Annotated in this window: 12 protein-coding genes and 1 pseudogene; 5 read left to right on the forward strand and 8 right to left on the reverse strand. The window is 66.2% G+C overall.

The features are described from left to right. The first annotated feature begins 580 nt into the window (after positions 1 to 580). Positions 581 to 1,855, forward strand: coding sequence for a sensor domain-containing phosphodiesterase (locus tag ACTHL0_RS05155; RefSeq protein WP_440565518.1), 1,275 nt, complete (start codon positions 581 to 583; stop codon positions 1,853 to 1,855). Positions 1,856 to 1,897: 42 nt separating this feature from the next. Here ACTHL0_RS05155 and arfB read toward each other — a convergent pair whose 3' ends face one another. From arfB to recC, 4 genes and pseudogenes are all read right to left on the reverse strand, one after another. Then, a complete protein-coding gene (gene arfB / locus ACTHL0_RS05160) occupies positions 1,898 to 2,302 on the reverse strand; it encodes an alternative ribosome rescue aminoacyl-tRNA hydrolase ArfB (protein WP_440565519.1) in 405 nt (134 codons plus the stop codon). Then, positions 2,299 to 4,575: an AAA family ATPase gene (locus tag ACTHL0_RS05165; RefSeq protein ID WP_440565520.1), complete on the reverse strand. Its 2,277-nt coding sequence runs from the start codon at positions 4,573 to 4,575 to the stop codon at positions 2,299 to 2,301. The genes arfB and ACTHL0_RS05165 overlap by 4 nt, the downstream gene beginning before the upstream one ends. Positions 4,576 to 4,600: 25 nt before the next feature. After that, the gene (gene recB / locus ACTHL0_RS05170) at positions 4,601 to 8,404 is read right to left on the reverse strand and encodes an exodeoxyribonuclease V subunit beta (RefSeq protein ID WP_440565521.1); all 3,804 of its coding nucleotides are present in this window, start codon (positions 8,402 to 8,404) and stop codon (positions 4,601 to 4,603) included. Further along, a pseudogene (recC, locus tag ACTHL0_RS05175) lies at positions 8,401 to 11,916 on the reverse strand (exodeoxyribonuclease V subunit gamma). Before recC ends, recB begins: the two are co-directional and overlap by 4 nt. A gap of 251 nt (positions 11,917 to 12,167) precedes the next feature. Between recC and ACTHL0_RS05180 the strand changes: the two are divergent. Continuing rightward, positions 12,168 to 14,447, forward strand: coding sequence for an FUSC family protein (locus tag ACTHL0_RS05180; protein ID WP_440565522.1), 2,280 nt, complete (start codon positions 12,168 to 12,170; stop codon positions 14,445 to 14,447). Between the two features lie 18 nt (positions 14,448 to 14,465). Here ACTHL0_RS05180 and ACTHL0_RS05185 read toward each other — a convergent pair whose 3' ends face one another. Continuing rightward, positions 14,466 to 14,669 (reverse strand): hypothetical protein, encoded by a 204-nt coding sequence (locus ACTHL0_RS05185; protein WP_440565523.1) that lies wholly within the window; start codon positions 14,667 to 14,669, stop codon positions 14,466 to 14,468. 88 nt (positions 14,670 to 14,757) lie between these two features. Beyond that, positions 14,758 to 15,210 carry an Lrp/AsnC family transcriptional regulator gene (locus ACTHL0_RS05190; protein ID WP_440565528.1) on the reverse strand — a complete coding sequence of 151 codons (453 nt, stop codon included), beginning with the start codon at positions 15,208 to 15,210 and terminating at the stop codon, positions 14,758 to 14,760. A 123-nt stretch (positions 15,211 to 15,333) separates the two neighbouring features. Here ACTHL0_RS05190 and ACTHL0_RS05195 point away from each other — a divergent pair, with 123 nt between their 5' ends. From ACTHL0_RS05195 to ACTHL0_RS05205, 3 genes are all read left to right on the forward strand, one after another. Continuing rightward, positions 15,334 to 15,981, forward strand: coding sequence for a cysteine dioxygenase (locus ACTHL0_RS05195; RefSeq protein WP_440565524.1), 648 nt, complete (start codon positions 15,334 to 15,336; stop codon positions 15,979 to 15,981). Positions 15,982 to 16,197: 216 nt separating this feature from the next. Further along, positions 16,198 to 16,665, forward strand: coding sequence for a helix-turn-helix domain-containing protein (locus ACTHL0_RS05200; RefSeq protein ID WP_440565525.1), 468 nt, complete (start codon positions 16,198 to 16,200; stop codon positions 16,663 to 16,665). Beyond that, the gene (locus tag ACTHL0_RS05205) at positions 16,662 to 17,267 is read left to right on the forward strand and encodes a PIN domain-containing protein (RefSeq protein ID WP_440565526.1); all 606 of its coding nucleotides are present in this window, start codon (positions 16,662 to 16,664) and stop codon (positions 17,265 to 17,267) included. The genes ACTHL0_RS05200 and ACTHL0_RS05205 overlap by 4 nt, the downstream gene beginning before the upstream one ends. 194 nt (positions 17,268 to 17,461) lie before the next feature. Here ACTHL0_RS05205 and ACTHL0_RS05210 read toward each other — a convergent pair whose 3' ends face one another. Both ACTHL0_RS05210 and ACTHL0_RS05215 read right to left on the reverse strand, forming a co-directional pair. Then, positions 17,462 to 18,106, reverse strand: a complete 645-nt coding sequence (locus tag ACTHL0_RS05210) for an NAD(P)-dependent oxidoreductase (RefSeq protein ID WP_440565527.1) — start codon at positions 18,104 to 18,106, stop codon at positions 17,462 to 17,464. Between the two features lie 139 nt (positions 18,107 to 18,245). Further along, positions 18,246 to 18,701 carry an Rrf2 family transcriptional regulator gene (locus ACTHL0_RS05215; RefSeq protein WP_440565529.1) on the reverse strand — a complete coding sequence of 152 codons (456 nt, stop codon included), beginning with the start codon at positions 18,699 to 18,701 and terminating at the stop codon, positions 18,246 to 18,248. Positions 18,702 to 18,712: the final 11 nt, after the last annotated feature.

Raw genomic sequence — 18,712 nt, forward strand, 5'->3', positions numbered from 1 at the left:
AGAAGAAAAGGCGGGGAAAAAGGGTTTCCCCGGGGTGGGTGGGGGGGGGGGCGCGGCGCCCCCCCCCCCCCCCCCCCCCCCCCCCCCTCCTGGCACCGGCCGGGCCGAGGGGGCTTGATCACCCGGCGGCCGCCCGGGGGCGCCCGCGCCGCCCGCCCGGCCGCGGTGGTGCATCACCTGGCGTGGGGGGCGGGCCCGGGGGGGGGGCAGGGGGGGGGGGGGCGGGGGGGGGGCCCCCCCCCCCCCCCCCCCCACCCCGGGGAAACCCTTTTTCCCCGCCTTTTCTTCTCCGCCGAAAGTACGGCGCTTAACACTGGGCGCGTGCGCGCCCCGCTCGTCTTCCCTCCTCGGTCTGTCACCGCACGTTCGTCCCACCTGGCACGGTTTTACGCTGGGCTCGTTGCTTCGGCCCACCTTTGTTACACTGCCCTTTCGTCATATGGACTACGTCCGACATGCCAAGTCTTTCCGTTCGCTACCGATCGAGCGGCTCGTCGTACGCGAGCGGCACGATCTCTTTCCGCGTCTGGCACGGCGCCCACCGCGCTTGGCCACTGCGCGGGGACGGGCGTCGCTTAGCATGTCGTCAAAGCGCGATCTGACACTCGCGGGCATCTTGCCGCACCTCATTCGCGACAGCCGCGGGTGGCACATCGTCTATCAAGGCGTGACGCTGCGCAGCGCCTTCCAAAGCATCGTCTCGATCACTCATAAGCGCGTCGTCGGCTATGAGGCGTTGCTGCGCGCCACCGATGCGAACGGACAAGCCATCGCGCCCGATCAGCTGTTCGCCCGGGCCAAAGCGACGGGGCCCGCGCTCGCGCTCGAACGGCTCACCCGCTGCGTGCATTTCGCGAACTTCGCCGAACAAAATATCGAGACGGGCTGGCTGTTCGTCAACGCCCTGCCTCAATTGCTGCGGGTCACGCCGAATCATCGGGCATTCACCGACGAGCTGTGCGACTACTTCGGCATCCCGCATCATCGGCTGGTGGTGGAGCTGATCGAACAACCGAGTACCGACGAACTCAACTTCGAACGGATCGTCGAGGCGCTGCGCGAACAGGACATGCTGATCGCCATCGACGATTTCGGCACCGGTTTCTCCAACTTCGATCGGATCTGGCGCATGCGCCCCGATATCGTCAAGCTCGACCGCTCTCTCGTCTCGCGCATCGCGGCGCCGGGGGCCGATCCTCAGTTCGCCACGCAGCTCGTGACGATGCTGCACCGGGCGGGCACGATGGTGCTCGGCGAAGGCGTCGAATCCGAGGACGAATTGATGACGCTGATGGAAGCCGATGTCGATTTTGTTCAGGGCTTCTGGCTCGGCAGGCCGAACCTCTCGATCGCGGACGCCAGCAGCGATGCACCCGGCCGCATCGAATCGATGTGGCAGCGCTTTCACGCGCGTTCGCTTGCCCTGCCGGGCATGCCCGTCGAATTCGGCAGCGTCGAGGAGGCGGTGCTCAGCGGCGCACGCGCCTATAGGGCCACCGACAGTCTCATGCTCGCCGCACGGCACACGTTCCGCAGCCCCTGGGCGCGACGCGTGTTCGTCGTCGATCGCCATGGCGATCAGCATCAACCGTCGATTGCCTCGGAACCGCAAGCCGAGGCGGCACGCATGGCCCCGCTCTTTCCCGACACGGCAAGCAACTGGTCGCGGCGCGCCTACTTCAAACGCGCGCTGGCCGCGCCCGGGCGCGTCGCCGTCATGGGGCCGCACTATTCGTTGACCGAAGGCAAGGATTGCTATACCGCCGCTGTCACGATCGAGCGAGGCGGCGAATTGGAAGTGTTTTGCGTCGATTTCGTCGCGAGCGTGCAGACGACACCGAAACGCGACGACTAAGCGGACGGAGCGAGGGGGCCCGCGCTCGCGGCGTTGCCGGCCTCATTCCACGACGCGGCCGCGCCCTGCTTTCACGCTCGAACGATGCGTCTTGCTGTCGAGGCGCCGGACGGTCGAGGCACGCGTTGGTCGCGTCGGAATGCGCGCGCGCCGCGTCACGCTGACGCTTGCGATCAACGCCTCGAGCCGCGCTACCGCCGCGGTTCGGTTCATCTCCTGCGTGCGGTATTCCTGCGCCTTGAGGACGACAACACCCTCTCGCGTAATGCGGCGATCGTCGAGCGCGAGCAGCCGCAGCTTCAATGCATCGGGAAGGGACGATGCCCGAATGTCGAAGCGCAGATGAATCGCACTTGATACCTTGTTGACGTTTTGCCCGCCCGCGCCTTGAGCACGGACGGCCGTCAACTCCACTTCGTCGGGTAACACGTGATATCGCAATGTCATTGCGCCTCCTGCATGCGGGCGAACAATCCCGAATCGCGCCGCGTCGGCGTAGCGACGGCGCTGGCGAGGACGTCGCGTCCGCCCACGATGCGAACGGTCCTGCGCGCGCGCGTGATCGCCGTGTAGACGAGCTCGCGCGTGAGCACCCGGCTCTTCGATGCGGGCAATACAAGCGCCGCATGATCGAACTCGGAGCCCTGCGATTTATGAACGGTCAAGGCGAACGCCGTATCGTGCGGCGGCAGCGCGGCGGGCGTCACCGCTCTCACGCCGCCGTCGGCCGCGCGGAAGTATACGCGCAGTTGTCCCTCGCGCGTGGGCAGCGCAATGCCGATATCACCGTTGAACAAGCCCAATGCGTAATCGTTGCGCGAGACCATCACCGGGCGTCCGGCGAACCAGTTCGTGCCGACCCAGAGCGGGACGCGCGCCGCGCGCCGGACGGAATCGGCCATCTGGGCGTTCAGTGCTTCGACGCCGCGCGCGCCCAGCCGCGTCGCGCAGAGGATGCGAAATGCGTTCAACGCGTCGAACAACGGCGCGCAATCGGGCTGCGGCTGCGCAAGCGCCGTCGTCAATGCCTGCACATAGGGCGTAAAGCCCTGCGCCAGACGGGCAAGCGTGCCCGGTGCCAACGATGGGCCGGCGTCCTCATCGAGCACCGCCGGCGCGTCAGGGCTCGGCATATCGCGATCGTCATTGGCGTCACCGAATGCGCTGAACAGATCGGGCTCGGCCGTTACCTGCTTCGCGCCGAGCGAATCGAGCGCGGCTTCGACGTCGCCGCGCCGAATCGCCAGCGAGAGCCGGCCGATCGCCGAATCGAGCCCGAAGCGATAGTTGCGCTCGAGCCAGATCACGCAATCGACGAGCGGCACCGGTGCGAGTGCTGGCGCCGTTGCACGTACCGGTGTCGACGAGCGGCCGTCGCCTGCCTGCGCGTACACCGGGCTTCCCGGTTGCGCATCGCCCGGTTCGTCGTCGCGGCCGAATGAATTCGGCGCGTCGCGCTCGGCCGTCACGCCGTCGCCGGCGTACGCGGCATCGGCTTCCGCCAGGCCCGTCCAGGCCCAGGGATCCTCGGCCGGTACCGACGACTCAAGCTCGTCGAACAGCGCGAATGCTTCTTCGTCGCCGGACAGCGTGTCCAGCGACGAGGAATCCGCGGCGCGCGTGGCCATGTCGCGATCGGGATGCGGCAGCACGGCTTGGACACGCACCGCATCGACACCCGTGGCACGGGCGATACGGGCGATACCGGCTTCGCTGAACGATGGGCAGGCACTGAGTTCGGCGAACACGGCACCCGCCTCCACCGCCGCGAGCTGATCCTTATCGCCGAGCAGAACCAGGCGCGTCTCCGGGGCGAGCGCATCGAACAGTTGGGCAGCCAGCGTCACGTCGATCATCGACGCTTCGTCGATCACGAGCACGTCGTACGGCAGCGGATTGTCGCGGCCGTAACGCGCCCGCGTGCCTTGTCCGAGACCGAGCAGCCGATGCAGCGTCTGCGACGTGCGCGGCAATCGTGCCGCGATCTCGTCGGGCAAACTTGTCGCACGCGCGAGCAGCGCTTCCTGCATCCGTTGCGCCGCCTTGCCGGTCGGCGCGGCCAATGCGATCGTCAGCGCGGGATGCGCGTCGAGCAAACAGGCCAGCATGCCAACGACGGTCGTCGTTTTACCGGTGCCGGGCCCGCCGCTCACAACCGTCAGCCGGCCCGACAGCGACAAGGCAGCCGCCGCGCGCTGCCAATCGACTTCGCTCGGATCGGGCGGCCCGAAAAAGCGCGTGAGCCGAGCTTCGAGCATGGCAGCGTCGCGATCCGGCGTGCGAGGCGCATGGCGCGCGTTCGTTCCGGCGAGCGCGCTCGCGTGCCCCACGACGGCAGCCGCCAGCCGCCGCTCGTCGTCGTAATAGCGGGCCAGATAAAGCCGGCCGCCCGCATCGACAACGAGCGGCCGCAATGCCGCGGCGTCCTCGGAGCCGTCCGAGACAACACCGCTCGAACGCAGCGCCGCGGCGGCAACATCGAGCGTATCGCCGTAGCGCCCGGCCAGGCGCGCGAGCGAGACGCAGACATGCCCCGCAGCGGTGGCGCGACTGGCCGCGAACGCGGCGCGACGCGCCCACGTCACCGCAGCGGGAGCGGCGCCCAATCGCGCGGCGAGCGCGCCAAGCCGGCGCGCGAACCCTTCGGCCAGCGCGGCGCCGAATTCTCCGCCCTCGCTGGCGAACGCGGGCCGCAACGAAGCTGCGGGCGTCGTGCTCATGCAAACCTCCGTAGACGGGTGACGGTCACGATACCCGCCCCGCGCCCATCAGCGCATCGAGCGCTTCGATCAATTCGCGCGCGGGCTTGCGCGCATGCACGCCGGCCGGCACCGCCCCATCGCGCCACCCCGGCCGCACGCCGCGCACGAACAGGTAGCTGTAGCCGCCGATATGCGCATCGTAGTCGTAGCCCGGCCGACGCGCCTTCAGGTAGCGATGAAGTGCAACTGTATAGAGCAGCGCTTGCAGATGGTACGCATGGTGCGCCATTGCCGCTTCGAGCGCGGCCGCGCCGTAATCGGGACAACCCGCACCCAGATGATTCGACTTCCAATCGATGATCCAAAACCGGCCCTCGTGCTCGACCACCAAATCGATGAACCCTTTCACGTAGCCCGCGAGCGTTCCCGCTTCGAGCGCCACGTCGGGATACCCGTAACGGGCCAGCAAGCCCCGCAAGGCGGACAACTCGAGCGCGGGCGACGCGAACAGAAACGGCCATTCGGTCAGCCGCCGCGCGGGATCGAGCGCCGCCAGCGTCATGCCGGGCGCAACTTCCGCGGCCGTCACGTCGGCCATCAACCGCGCCATCATCGCCGGCAGCCGTGCCGCCGTTTCGGCATCCGCGGCAACGGGCCGCTCGAACAGCGCGCGCTCGATCGCAACAGGCCACGTGGAAGACTGGGAGAAGTCCGCCAATTCGAACATGCGGTGCAAGCATTCGCCTGCCGCCGCCCCGCGCGGGAATGCCAGGATATCGTCGGCGTCGCGCGGTTCGGCTGCTGCAAGTGCAGGCTGTGCGTTCGGCGGCGCCCATGCCGGCTCGGCCGTTGCGGTGACGCCCGCCGCCTGCTGAGCGGCGGCGAACGCATCGTGATCGGGCCTCGGTTCGTCGTCGATCGTCTCGTTCGCATGCCGGGCGCCGGCCGCCGCCAGCGAGCTGAAGCTCGCAATGCGCCAACTCTCGCTCAGCGGACGGTGCGGCTTGCGCGCCGTGAGCCGTCTGCTCGATGCGGTCTCCCTCGCAAGCGGCACGCGTCTGGCCGGCGCGGGCAACGGCGCGAGCGTGATCGCGGCGTCGGCCAGCGAGCCCCAGGCCGCTTCGATCGCGCTGTCGTCAGGTGGATCGTCGGCCCACGTTTCGAACGCGCGGCCATCGCCCGCAACGAGCCAATTGAGCACGCTGCGGCGCGACTCTTTCGTCGAACGCGAGGACAGATACGCCCCGGCGACGAGATAGCAGCGATGAACGGCTCGCGTCAGCGCGACGTAGACGAGCCGGGCACGCTCGGCGGCTTCCTCGCGCGCGGCTTCGGCCTCTGCACGCTCGGCTTCGGCACCTTCGCAGCCGTAATGCAGGACAGCGCGCGCACCTGTCGGCGCTTCGTCGTGATACTCGCTCGCATCGGGCAGGCCCGAACTCGCCCCCGACATGCGTGCGCCGTCGCCGAGGAACGGACAAAACACGACGGCATATTCCAGCCCTTTCGACTTGTGGACCGTCACGATCTGGACGAGGTCGCGATCCGATTCGAGTCGCAATTGCGCTTCCTCGCCGCCTCCGCGCGCGCGCTCGGCCGCAAGCCAACGCAATGTCGGAGTGATGCCGGGATGAAGGGCCGCCCGCGCGGCAGCCAATTCCGCCAAGTGATTCACGTCCGTGAAACGCCGCTCGCCCTCGCGGCCCGCGATGAGCCGCTCGCCCACGCCCAGCTCGCGCGTCATCGTTCTCCACATCGTCGCGAAGCCGCGTTCGAGCCAGAGCGATCGGTAGCGCGAGAATCGCTCGACCCAGGCCGTCGCGTCGTCTGCGTGCACCTGCGCGGGCGCATCGGCAAGCTGCGCCAAGCGCGCCAGCGCGTGCGCGTCCAGGCCAAACCAATCGGCGGCCAGTGCCGCCCTTAATCGACGCAAGTCGCCAGGCGCATCCACGGCCGAGAGGACGCGTTCCAACTGCTCGGCATCGAGCGTCGCAAACACCGATGATTGCGCGAGTTCGACGCTGCCCACGCCCCACGCGGCGAGCACGCGTTTCATCAAGCTGCCCTGCTTGTGCGTGCGCACGAGGACGGCGATGTCGGCCGGCGCGAGCGGCACGGCGCCAAGCGCGACGCTACCGTCGCGCGCGCCGCGCAGCAGGCGCACGATTTCCTGCGCGCACGCTTCAGCCGCCGATCGCTGTGCGTCGCGCTTGAGCAGCGTCGCCTCGCCCGAGGGCAGCATCCACACGCGCAGCGCACCGTCGGCACCTTGCTCGCGCGCGGGATCGGCGTCGTCGATCAGCGGGGCACGCTCGCGCGCGGCCGCTTGCACCGGCGCATAGTCGAGCCCTTCGAGCACGAACGCGCGCGGGTTGGCGCTGAAGATCCGATTGCACGCGGCGACGAGCGGTGCCGTCGAACGCTGGTTGACGGCGAGCGTATAGCGCGCCGTGGCGGCGTGGCGTGCGGCCAGATACGTGTGCAGATCGGCGGCACGAAAGCTGTAGATCGCTTGTTTCGGATCGCCCACGAGAAAAAGCGGCCCCACCTGGCCGTCGCCGCCCGGGCCCGCGAAAATGCACTCGAAGATCGCGAATTGCAGCGGGTCCGTATCCTGGAACTCGTCGATCAGCGCGGCCGGATAACGTGCGCGCAGCGTGTCGGCCAACCAGGGATGTTCGCTCAGCGCGCCGTGCAGATTCGCGAGCAAATCGTCGAACGAGGCGAGCCGGCGCGTGCGTTTCATCGCCGCGAGCGCGCGCGGGCCGTCGTCCAGCCACACGGCCAGCAAGGCGAGCCAGCGCCTGCGATGCGCCGCGTCCAACGCCTCGGCGGCGGACGCGAGCGTGTCGGCGAGCACGAAGAACGGATGCTCGGGCGGCACGCATTTCACCTTGGTTGCCTTGGCGAGCGCCGTCGCGGTCAGCTTCAAGGCTTCGCGCGCAGGCACCGCATGACAATCGCCTTCCGCGAAATAGCGGCTCCATGCATCGAGCGCCGCGCGTATGGCATCGGGTTTGTGCGTCGTTTGCTTAAGCGCCGCCCGCACGTCTTCGAGCAATCGTTCGATCGATTCGCGCTCGGCGTGCCAAAGCGCACAAGCCGCATCGAAGCGTGCCCGCGCATCGTCGCCGTCCGGTGGTTCGAGCGTGGGCGCTGTGGTGCCCGACGCCCCCCAGCGCAACTGTGCGAGCGGCTTTTTCAACCGGCGCGCGAGCTGCGCGTCGAGTTCCAGCGGCGTAGCGCCGCGCGCGACGAGCCACGCGGCGAACGCGGGATAGGCGGCCGCAACGGGCTCGACGCGTTCGCGCCAAAAATCGAAAGCCAGCTCGAACCGCAGCGATGCGTCGTCGGCTTCCATCTCGAACGCGAACGGCATCGCGGCCGCGAACGGCGCCTCCTGCAACGCACGCTGACAAAACGCATGGATGGTATGGATCGCCGCTTGATCGAACGTCGACAATGCGCGGCGAATGCGCTTGCCGGCCAGCGCCCGATCGAGCCCGCCGGGGCCGAGCGTCGTCGCGAGCAATTGCGCGACAAAAGGATCCGCCGGCGGATCGTCGCAGTCGTCGGAGCGCTCGATCGCGCGAGCCAGCTCGGCAAGGCGGCCTCGAATCCGCTCGTGCAGCTCGGCGGTGGCCGCTTTCGTGAACGTGACGACGAGAATCTGATCGGCGTTAAGATCGCGTTCGAGCAAGAGCCGCACATACAGTGCGCAAATGTTCCAGGTTTTGCCGGTACCGGCCGAGGCTTCGATTTGATTGACGCCCGCCAGCTCGCATCGGAAAACGTCGAGCGGCTCGGGCAGCGAAGACACAGCGGTGAGAGGGTCGCGCTCGCTCATGCGTCGGCTCCGGTCAGGTGCGCCCTCATCGGTTCGAACACGATGCGCGACAGCGCGCCGAACGGCTCGTCGAGCGTGAGGTCTTGCCCGCGCCAGGCGATCGCGAGCACGGGATCGTCGGATTCGCCGCGCACGCGGTCGCTGATCCAGACGCCCAGCGCCTCGGCATCGCCGCCATTCACCTTGGCCCATGCGCTTTTGGGAAAAAAGCGCAGCGGCAGCCGCCGCCCCGCGACGAACAGTGAGGCCAGCAGCCCGAGATGATCCAGCGGCGCCTGCACAGGCGAGAATGCGAAGCGATCGGTGGCGCCATACCATACCGTGCGGCACGGCCCCTCGGGCTGTGCGGCGCAGTACGCGAGATGCGCGAGCCACGCGTTCAGATATTCGCGCGCGTTCGGGCTCGCATAGCGATAGAGTACTTGGCCCCCATCGGTCACGCGATTCAATGTGCCGTGCAGGTGCAACGGGGCTGCCTCCAGCAATGCCTCACGCAGCATGGCATCGTGTTCGCCGAACAGCGCAACGCCCTCGGTGTCCGGCCAGCGCGGCGCCACCTGCAACGTGAACGGCAACCGCACCGCACCGCCCGCGAGCGCGCCGCGTACGTCCGCCGCCAAGCGAGCCAGCGCACCGAGCTCGCGCCGCTTGAGTACATCGCCCGTGGCCCCGGCCGGCAGCTCGGGGCTCGTTTGCGCGACACGCCAGGCGCGTGCGCGCGCTATGTCGTCGTCGCGCTCGATCAGCCGCGGCAGCAATCGTTCGGCGAGCGCATCGCGGCCCGTGTAATCGAGTTCGAAGGGCTCGACTTCGAGCAACTCACCTTGCGTCTTCTCGAGCACCACCCCAAGCCGCTCTCGCAGCAAAGCGCGCGCGGGATGTTGCCAGAACCGCTGAAAATCGGCGAAGGAAACCGGTTCGGCCGGCTCGGGCGGCAGCGGGCCGGCGAAGAACCGTGCCGAAAGCGGTTCGGCGTCGGTCGCAAGTTGCGTCGCGAGCCGCGCGCGTTCGGCGTCGTAGGTGAACAGCGCACCGTTGTGGCCGGCGAAGTAGGCGGCCGCAAATGGCTGCAGCGGATGATCGACGATAAACGAGCGCCGCGCCGCCTCGAGGGCGGCGGGCGATGCGCCGTCGCCAGCCTTGGCGCGCGCGAGGTGATCGAGCAATTCGTCGACGAGCGCGGCCGGCGGCAGCGGCGCGTTGTCTCGAATACTGCGTCCGGTATAACTGATCAACAACCGCTCGCGCGCCGCGAGCAGCAGATCGAGGAACAGATTGCGTTCGTCGGCGCGCCGTTGCCGATCGCCCAATTGCGGCAGTACGGCCATCAGGTCGAATTCATCGGCCCGCGCCAGGCTCGGCAAGACGCCGTCGTCCATTCCGATCAGGCAGATCGCGCGATACGGCAGGCCGCGCAAGCTCGTGAGCGACGAGAACGTCACGCCGCCCCACGGCACGCCGCCATGCGCGGCGTCGTCGAGCGCGACCGTGAGCGCCGCGCGCACGACGGCGGCCGGCGCCAGCGCGTCGCGAGCACCATCGCGCATGGCGTCGAGCGCCTTTTCGACGGCATCGCGCACATTCGCCAGCGCGTCGGCGAACGGCGGCGAAGCATCGAACGATCGCGCCAAAACATCAGCCAGCAGCAGACCCCAATCGTCGCAGCCCATCGGCTCGCGCGAGCGTCGCACGAAGCCATACAGATCGTCGACGAAGCGCGCGAGACGCCCCAGCAATTGCGCATCGGCACCGCGCGCCCCGGCAACCGGCAGCCACGCATCGACGGGCTCGCCATCGTCGGGCATCGCATAACCGAGGAACAGCCGGGTCAGCGCGTCGGCGAACGTGTGGCGCGCGCCGGTCACTGCATGCGCCGCGGGCTCGCCCTCTCCCGCCGGCGCTTCACTTGCCAGCCCGCGCCGCGCGCCGGCCGCCGCAAGCCAGCCCTGCGCCGTGTCGAGCGCGATGGCGTCGATACCGTAACGCGCGGCCACGGCATCGACGCGCAGCCATTCAACGAGCTCCGGCGCACCCACGCCGCGCTCGGCCAACGAGAGCCAATCGAGCAGCACGCGCGCGATCGGATTGGCCTGCGACGGCGGCAAACCGGTGATGCGATAGGGAATGCGGCCACGGTCGTCGTTCGACGTGGTACCGAAGACGGCGTCGATGAGCGGCGCCGCCGCCGCAAGATCGGGGCAGACGACGAGCACATCGGCCGGGCGCAGGCCCGGCAAGGCATCGCCCGCGGTGGCGCGCGCATCGTCGAACCAGCCGAGCAGCCGGTCATGCAGCACTTCGAGTTGGCGCGACAGGCTATGGCAGACGTGGACTTCGATGCCGTGGGTGCTTTCATCGTTATCGGCACCGGCTTGCGCATTCCCATCGTCCGCCTCCGGCACCAGGTCGAGCATGGCGTTCTGGACGCGGGCGAGCCAGTGCGATGCCTCGTTCTCGGCGAAGCGGGTTGCCTCGCTCGACGCCGCCCCTTCCGTCAATTCATGCAGCAGATGCAAATGCGCCTGGGTTTGGCGCCCCCACTCCGCCAGCAACGGATGGCCCACTTCGTGGAAATCGAGCGCATCGGCGGCCTCGAGTGCGAGTGCCCGCTTCTCCGTGACGATATCGAACCAGAATTGCCGGCACGGGTTGAGCACATACAAGCGGACGTCGATCCAGCGCGAGAGCTCGCGCAACAGCGCGATATGGAGCGGTGCGATCGTCGGCAACGCAAAGACACTGACGGCCTGCGGCCATCGCGCGCGCATGACCGCGTCGAGATCGAGCGTGCGCACCCGTTCAAGGAAACGATGCGCGGGCGGTGCGGCATCGGCTGCCCGTCCCCTATCGTCCACATGACTCACATGGCCCGGATCGCCCGCATCGTTCGCCTCGGCAAGCTCGCCTAACAAGGCGCGCCACAGCCCTGCCTGCCAACGCTCGTCTTCGCGCGCGGCGGCGCTGACGCTCCCGATGCGCGACGGCGCCGCGCCACCGGGGCCCGCGTCGAAGATCGATTGCCCGTGCTGCCAGCGTGCGAGCCATTCGGGACGGTAAGTCAGATAGTGATCGAAGACGGTCGCCACGCGTCGTGCCAGCTCGTAGCGCATCGGCGCATCGGCCGCCGCGAGGTAGCTGCGCAGGCGCGGCGAGTCGAGCCACGCGGCGGCCTCGGCCGCTCAATCCGGACGCCGGGGATTCAAGCTCCGCCCGCCCCGCCCGAACAGCAGAGCCCACCGCCCGGCCCGCCGCCCGGCGCCCCGCGGCGAATGCGCGGGCACGTCGATCACACCGCCGATCTGCGCCCACAGCCACTGCGCGAGGTAACTGAAATTCACATTCGCGCAGATGCCGCGGCGCGAAGCCAGTTCGAGTTCGAGCCGGCGCCGCACCGCCGCGCTCGGCACGACGATTTCCTCGCTCGCCCATGGATCGGTGGGCATGGCGGCGAGATCTTCGACGAGCGCTTGGACAAGCGTTTCGTACCGGTTCGAATAGAAAAGCTGGAGCATGAACCCTTGGAATGGAAGCTTCGCGCAACTTCAGCCGACAAGCGGGCGCAAGCAGCCGGCGAAAAGCGTCAGGATAGCAAAGGCGCGGCGGGCCGGGCATGCGGCGGCGCGACGATAGGCCAAGGGGCCAAGCCCCCCATGCCAAGCCGCACGGTGCAAGACGCGCACCCGCCCCGCACCGCCCGGCGCCCATGAAATACGTTAGACTCCACGCCAGCCCCTCCCCGTTGCCGCTGCCCGCTTCGAGATCGATGCGCTATTCAAAAGAAATCGAAAAATTTCTCTACAGCCAGTATTTTTTTGGTGGACTGCGCACCGCCATCGGCGTATCGCTTCCGGCTGTGCTGTGCCTCGTCGTCTTCCATCAGGCCGACCTCGGCTTCACGATCTCCACCGGTGCGCTCGGCGCATGTGTGGTCGACATGCCCGGCCCGCTCAAGTACAAGCACAATGAAATGCTCGTCTGTAGCGTGCTTGGTTTTGTGGCCGCATTGGCAACTGGGCTCGCGACATTCAACGTCTTTGCGCTGTGGGCGACCGTCGTCGCGATGACGTTCGCGCTTTCGCTGACTGTCGTGTACGGCAATCGCTGGCCGCAAATCAGCTTCGCCACGCTGTTCATGATGGTGATGACGCTCGAGGAGCACTTCACCCCGCTCAAAGCGCTCACCAATGCCAGTTGGATCCTGCTCGGCGGCCTCTGGTATACGTACTGGGCGACGTTGATTTCGCAATGGCAGGCGCACCGGATCGAGCAGCAAGCGCTGGCGGAAAACGTCTTCGCCTGCGCCGACTACCTGCTCGCACGCGCCGATTTCTACGATGTGGATGCGGACCTCGACGAGTGCTACACGCGTCTCGTGGAAAAGCAGACGACAGCCGTCGAGATGCAGGATGCCGCACGCGCGATCGTTTTGCGCAATCTGCCGAAACTGCGCCGCGGCAAACTCGATCCGCGCCGCGTCACACTCTTCAACTTGTTCATCAACACGGTGGATCTGCACGAGCTCTTCGTCGGAGCACATACGGACTATCCGCTCATGCGCAGCACATTCGGCAATGCCGATTTGATGCTGTTCTTCCGCGATCTGATTCGCAAAGCGGCGAGCAGTCTCGAAGAGATCGGTCTCGCCGTACTGCAGAACCGGCGGCCCGAATCGCACGTGCACGTCAAGGCGGAAATGCGCGCGATCGAGTACGAGATCGAACTCATGCGCAAGCAAGCCCTGCCGGAGCGCAATCCGGAAGCGTACGCGGCGGCATCGGCCACGTTCCGGCGCCTCTGGAGCGCGGTGCGCCTCATCGACAAAATGAAAAAGAGTGTCGGCAGCGAAACGCCGAACGTGCGCACCGAGCTGCGCATCGATCACACGCTGATGCGCTTCCTGTCGGGCCGGCGCGTTCCGCTGCCGCAGATCTTCTCGAATCTGACGATGGCCTCGCCGAGCTTTCGCCATGCGCTGCGCGTGACGATCGCAGTGGCCATCGGATTCTGGCTCGGACGTCTGCTACCGCTGACGAACGCCTATTGGATCGTGATGACGACGCTGATCATCATGAAGCCGGGCTACTCGCTCACCAAGCAGCGCAATACCCAGCGGATCGTCGGCACGGCGATCGGTTGCGCGGCGAGCCTCGCGTTGATCTGGTTCGTCAAGGCGCCGCCCATTTTGCTCGTCTTCATGTTCGCCTCGATGGTGATGAGCTACAGCTTGCTGCTGTTCAACTATGCGGCGAGCGTCGTATTCACGTCGTCGTATGTTCTGCTGCTGTTTCACCTGCTCGCGCCGGGCAGCATGCGCATTATCGGCGAGCGGGCGATCGATACCGTCATCGGTTGCGCGCTTGCCATCGCGGCCAGTCATCTATTCCCCTATTGGGAGTATCGACTGATGGGCAAGCTGGTGTCGGAGATGCTGACCGCGACGCGGCAATACCTGGAGAGCGCCTGGTGGTGGGGCAACGTCCAGCGTCCCGCCGCGCCCCAGCCCGCCTCCGCCGATAAGCGAGCCACGGGGTTGCCGCCCGAACCGGCACGCGATGACGAGCGCGATTTCCGTTATCGGCTCGCGCGCAAGAACGTTCACATCGCGTTCGCGAATTTGGCGCAAGCGTTCCGGCGCATGATGCTCGAACCGAAGGCGCAGCAGCGCTTCGTGCCCGAATTGAACGATTTGCTTGTTCAAAGCCACGTACTGGCCGCGCATATCACGGCGGCTGCGCCGCTCCTGCGCAGCGTAGCCAAGCACGAGCCCGACGGCTCGCTGGCGCTGCAACGCGCGTTGTCGTCGGTACGCGAGAATATTGCCCGAGCGCAAACGGGCGAAGCGCCGCCCGTCGATCAAGCGGAGATGACGAAACAGCTCACGCGTGAGCTCGATACGATGGTCGTGGAGATCGAACGCGCTGGCACACAGCCAGGCGAATTCGTCGGCGAAATCAAACTGCTTGCGCTGCAATGCAAGCAAATGCTCGCCGCATCATTCCTGATTCGCAAGGACGCGGGCGCGATTCATCTACCCGAGGCCTGACGGCTCGAACGGGCTCGCTTACTGTGAAGTGCCGGACGCGGTGGCGGCGACCGCACCGCTCGCCGTTGCCGCCGGTGCAGCGGCGTTTTGTTCGTCGTACGCCCGGATGCCCTTGATCGCGTTGATGACGAACGTGGCAATCACGAGCAGGACAACGACGACGACGAACAGGGCGACGCGAGTCGTGGGGTTCGATTTGTTCGTTTGGCGCGGGTCGTTCATGGATGCTAGGTTGCGGCGCCGGCAAGGACGGCCGTCAACTGAAAAGAGTGAGACGAAAGCCGGCATTCTACGCGCATCGGCGTGAGCGTCATCTGACAGGCAGCGCAGTCGAGTACTTGATCTGCTCCATCGCGAAGCTGGAGCTGACGTCCAACAGCGGCACCGCTCGGATCAACTGCTTGTAAATGCGATCGAAGTCGTCGATGTCGGCGGCGACGATACGCAACATATAGTCGGTCTCACCGCTCATCCGGTAGGCTTCGACCACCTCCGGGATATCGCGCACGAATTGCACGAACTGCTTGACCCACTCCTCCGTATGCTGGTTCGTCCGCACGGCGACGAATACGGTGGTGCCGACGCCAAGCTTGCGCGCGTCGCACAGGGCGACCTGCGCGCGAATGACACCCTCTTCCTTGAGCCGCTGCACCCGCTTCCAACAAGGGGTTTGCGAGAGATTGACCCGGCTGGCCAGTTCGGCGATCGGCAGCGTTGCATCGGCCTGAAGCAGCTCGACGAGCTTTCGGTCGATAGCATCCATTCCCATTTTTGATCCTCTATAGAATTTTCTTCTACGCTGGTGCGAGATGGGGGAATTATAGGGAAACTCTTTTTGCGCACAAACCGATATAAATGGGAGATGAAAACAACCTGACGACGGACCATGAATCCCACCATCGACGTCTTTGCACACGAAGTGCTCCATGCCGATGCGTCCTTCCACCGCGGCGAGCGGAGCATGCAGCGAACTGTCGCTATCGACGAAACGGAAACAGCGGTAGCCGCTGTGCGGAGGTTGCGCGACGCGCTCGACGAAGCGTTCGCAGCCGTTTCCCCCGGTGCGGCCCCGGCTCGCTCGCAGTGCCCCGAATTCGCGCGCCGCGTGCGCGCTGCGCTGGCCCAAGCCGCGGCTGAAGAGACACTGCTGACCTCGGCACAGCGCGAAGGCGAGGTGAATAGCTATCGGCGTCACGTCCTGGTGGCCGATCCGCAGGGCCGCTATGCCGTCGCGGCGCTGGTCTGGCAGCCGGGCCAGGCGAGCCCGGTGCACGCGCATCACACGTGGTGCGGCTATGCGGTACTCGATGGCGTGCTTCACGAAACGCTGTATGCGTGGGACGATGCCGCGGATTGCGCCGCGCCGTCGCGCACTCGGCCTCGCGAGTCCGGCGCGGTGTCCTATGTGCGGGCAGGATTAAACGCCATCCATCGGCTCGGCAATGACGGCAGCCGGCCTGCCGTGTCGCTGCATGTCTACGGCGTATCCGGCGAGCGGCTGCCCACACACGTCAATCGCCTCGTAGCGGCCTGACTCGAACCGGTCCATAACAAACATGGATAACGGCAGGCGGGCGAATACGTCCCGCAGGATAGACGAATCGGCGCGATGGATCGAATGACTGTCCGTCAGCACATCGGCGCACTGTGGTTCCACCATGCTTAGTTTATTTCGTTTATTGCGTATGTTTCGTCTGTTGCGCTTATAGGTCGCAACGGATATCATTGACTGCGTTGTAAGGAGCCTTCCATGACCACCGCCACCCCCGACCGAATCCACCTCACCGACGACCAAGCCGCGTTGCTTGCGAGCGCCAGTCGCCTGATGGGCGAGGCACTAGATCACTCCCGCGCCGCGCGCGTGGCACTCGTGGAAGAAGGCGAAGGCGGCGATGTCGCACGTATCGACGTGCCGCCGGCGACCCTTCAGGTGCTGTCCAAGATACTGGCCATGATGGCCAGCCAACAGACGTTTCTGCTGTACCCAGCCGAGACCGAACTGACAACGGGGCAGGCGGCGGACATGCTCGGCGTATCGCGTCCCTATCTGATCACGCGGCTCGAAGCGGGCGATCTGCCTTTTCGCAAGGTCGGGCGGCATCGCCGCATTCGGATGGACGACGTGCTTGCCTACAAAGTAACCATGCAGGTGCAACGCAAGGCGGCGCTCGACGAGTTGGTGGCACAAAGCGAAGCCCTCGGTGGATACGATCTGTGAGGCTGGGGTTCGACCGATTCACCGTCGTGCTGGACGCGTGCGTGCTGTTCCCGATGTTCACGCGTGACGTGCTGCTGACGCTGGCTGATAACGGCTTCTACAATCCCAAGTGGTCCGATAAGATTCATGCGGAGTGGACTGGCAACCTCGTCTCTCATCTTCGGGCCCGCGGCGCCGCAGAGGGCTCAGCGGCGCGGATCGACGCTGTGCGACAAGCGATGGATCGGGCGTTTCCTGACGCCCTGGTCCGCAACGTGCCGTCAGATTCTGGAGACATATTGCCTGTTGATCCGAAAGATCGTCACGTGGTAATGGCGGCGGTCGCTGCCCACGCCGACGCGATCGTGACGTTCAACCTGAAGGACTTCGCGGGCGATCACCTGCGCAACGCGCTTGCGATCGAGGTTCTCCATCCGGACGTATTCGTGCGCGACCTCATTGACCTTAACGAAAAGCGTGCAGCGGGCGCTTTTCGCGAGATGCGCGCACGCAAGCGGCAGCCGGTTTGGCAAGTCGACGAACTGATTGAGAGAGCGCGGCGTGCTGGTCTTTTGGAGACAGCAGCTTGGCTTGATGCCGAGGACGTTCGCCGACTGCTTTGATAGCGTCGATGAACCAAGACTCGCCCAGCATGGACCGCACTCGCTAAGTCGGCCGCATTCATACGCTTCGATGACGAACGTATTGTCGCTGACGAGTACCTGAACCCTCATGGAGGGCAATCGGGGCGCCGAACGATACCGCGGTAGGCGGCTCCCTCTGCACACACGCCAGCACTGAGGGGGCCCGCCACCACTCAATACGCTACCGTCGCGAGGTGCCGCACGAAGCGGCCTTGCTCGATTTCGTCGACGAACGCCACCGCGTAGTCTTCGGCGGAAATCTTGCTATTGCCATTGGCATCGACGAGCAGCGTGTCGGCGCCCGTGCGGAAAATGCCCGTCTTCGTGCCCGGCGCGATCATCGCGGCGGGTGCGAAAAACGTCCAATCGATATCGGCGGCCGAGCGATAGACCCCCAGCGCCTCGCGATGCGCAAGCGCCACGCCTTTATAGGCGTCCGGGAACCCTTCTGTATCGACAAGCTGCTTGCCAGGCGCAACTTCCAACGAACCGGCACCGCCCACGGCCACGAGCCGCTTGACGCCCGATGCACGCGCCAACGCAATGAGCGAGCGCGCCGCCTCGATCACTTTCGACGGATCTTCCTGCGCGGGGCCATAGGCACTCGCGATCGCGTCAAAGCCGGCGATCTGCGCCGCGTTGCGCGCCGCATCGAACACATCGCCTGCGATGACCTGCAACTGCGGCAATCCTTGCACGGGCCCGGACTTGCGCGAGATTGCCGTGACTTCATGCCCCCGTGCGAGCGCTTCAGCCGCGATACGCGATCCAATCATGCCGGTGGCGCCGAACAGCGCAATTTTCAGACGACGTTGCATATAAAGCTCCTATCGAAGTAATGTGTAACTTACGTAGTTACATTTCCAGCTCGAAAAAAGAGAGGCCACGCCTCTCGCTGACATCAAACAGCTTTCTTTGTTCACGACGCCGGCCGCTACGCAAAGAAGACGAGCGGCCCTACGGTTGCCCTGCTTCCGGCGGACTTATCGCCCGCTCGGCCTCGATCACACCCGCAGTCACATCCGCCAGCGTGCGCGCCCCGAGGGATGCCTCCATCGCCTGCTGAGCGTCGTCGACAATCCCTACCAGCACTTGCTGAATGTGCCGGCCCACCAAGCAGGCCGGGTTCGGGGCCTCGCGATGCAGGCCGAACAGACGCGCCTCATCCACCGCGCGATAGACATCGACAAGCCGAATCGCGCCCGGCGCGCGAGCGAGCAATGCACCGCCGCCCGCGCCGAGCTGCGAGGTGGTAAGCCCCGCCTGCGCCAGCATCGACAGTAGCCGGCGGATTAACGCCGGATTCGTATTCACGCTGCCGGCGATGATCTCCGACGACAACGGCTCGCCATGCTGCAACGACAGCAGCGCCAGGATATGGACGGCATAGGCGAAACGGCTGCTGGTGTTCATCGCTGAAATTC

Origin of the sequence: Trinickia sp. (genome assembly GCF_051961175.1) — a bacterium.
Taxonomy (GTDB): Bacteria; Pseudomonadota; Gammaproteobacteria; order Burkholderiales; family Burkholderiaceae; genus Trinickia.

Coding starts and splice junctions, on each gene's coding strand:
- ACTHL0_RS05155 (WP_440565518.1), top strand. CDS start 581: ATGTCGTCAAAGCGCGATCTGACACTCGCGGGCATCTTGCCGCACCTC.
- arfB (WP_440565519.1), bottom strand. CDS start 2,302: ATGACATTGCGATATCACGTGTTACCCGACGAAGTGGAGTTGACGGCC.
- ACTHL0_RS05165 (WP_440565520.1), bottom strand. CDS start 4,575: ATGAGCACGACGCCCGCAGCTTCGTTGCGGCCCGCGTTCGCCAGCGAG.
- recB (WP_440565521.1), bottom strand. CDS start 8,404: ATGAGCGAGCGCGACCCTCTCACCGCTGTGTCTTCGCTGCCCGAGCCG.
- ACTHL0_RS05180 (WP_440565522.1), top strand. CDS start 12,168: ATGCGCTATTCAAAAGAAATCGAAAAATTTCTCTACAGCCAGTATTTT.
- ACTHL0_RS05185 (WP_440565523.1), bottom strand. CDS start 14,669: ATGAACGACCCGCGCCAAACGAACAAATCGAACCCCACGACTCGCGTC.
- ACTHL0_RS05190 (WP_440565528.1), bottom strand. CDS start 15,210: ATGGATGCTATCGACCGAAAGCTCGTCGAGCTGCTTCAGGCCGATGCA.
- ACTHL0_RS05195 (WP_440565524.1), top strand. CDS start 15,334: ATGAATCCCACCATCGACGTCTTTGCACACGAAGTGCTCCATGCCGAT.
- ACTHL0_RS05200 (WP_440565525.1), top strand. CDS start 16,198: ATGACCACCGCCACCCCCGACCGAATCCACCTCACCGACGACCAAGCC.
- ACTHL0_RS05210 (WP_440565527.1), bottom strand. CDS start 18,106: ATGCAACGTCGTCTGAAAATTGCGCTGTTCGGCGCCACCGGCATGATT.
- ACTHL0_RS05215 (WP_440565529.1), bottom strand. CDS start 18,701: ATGAACACCAGCAGCCGTTTCGCCTATGCCGTCCATATCCTGGCGCTG.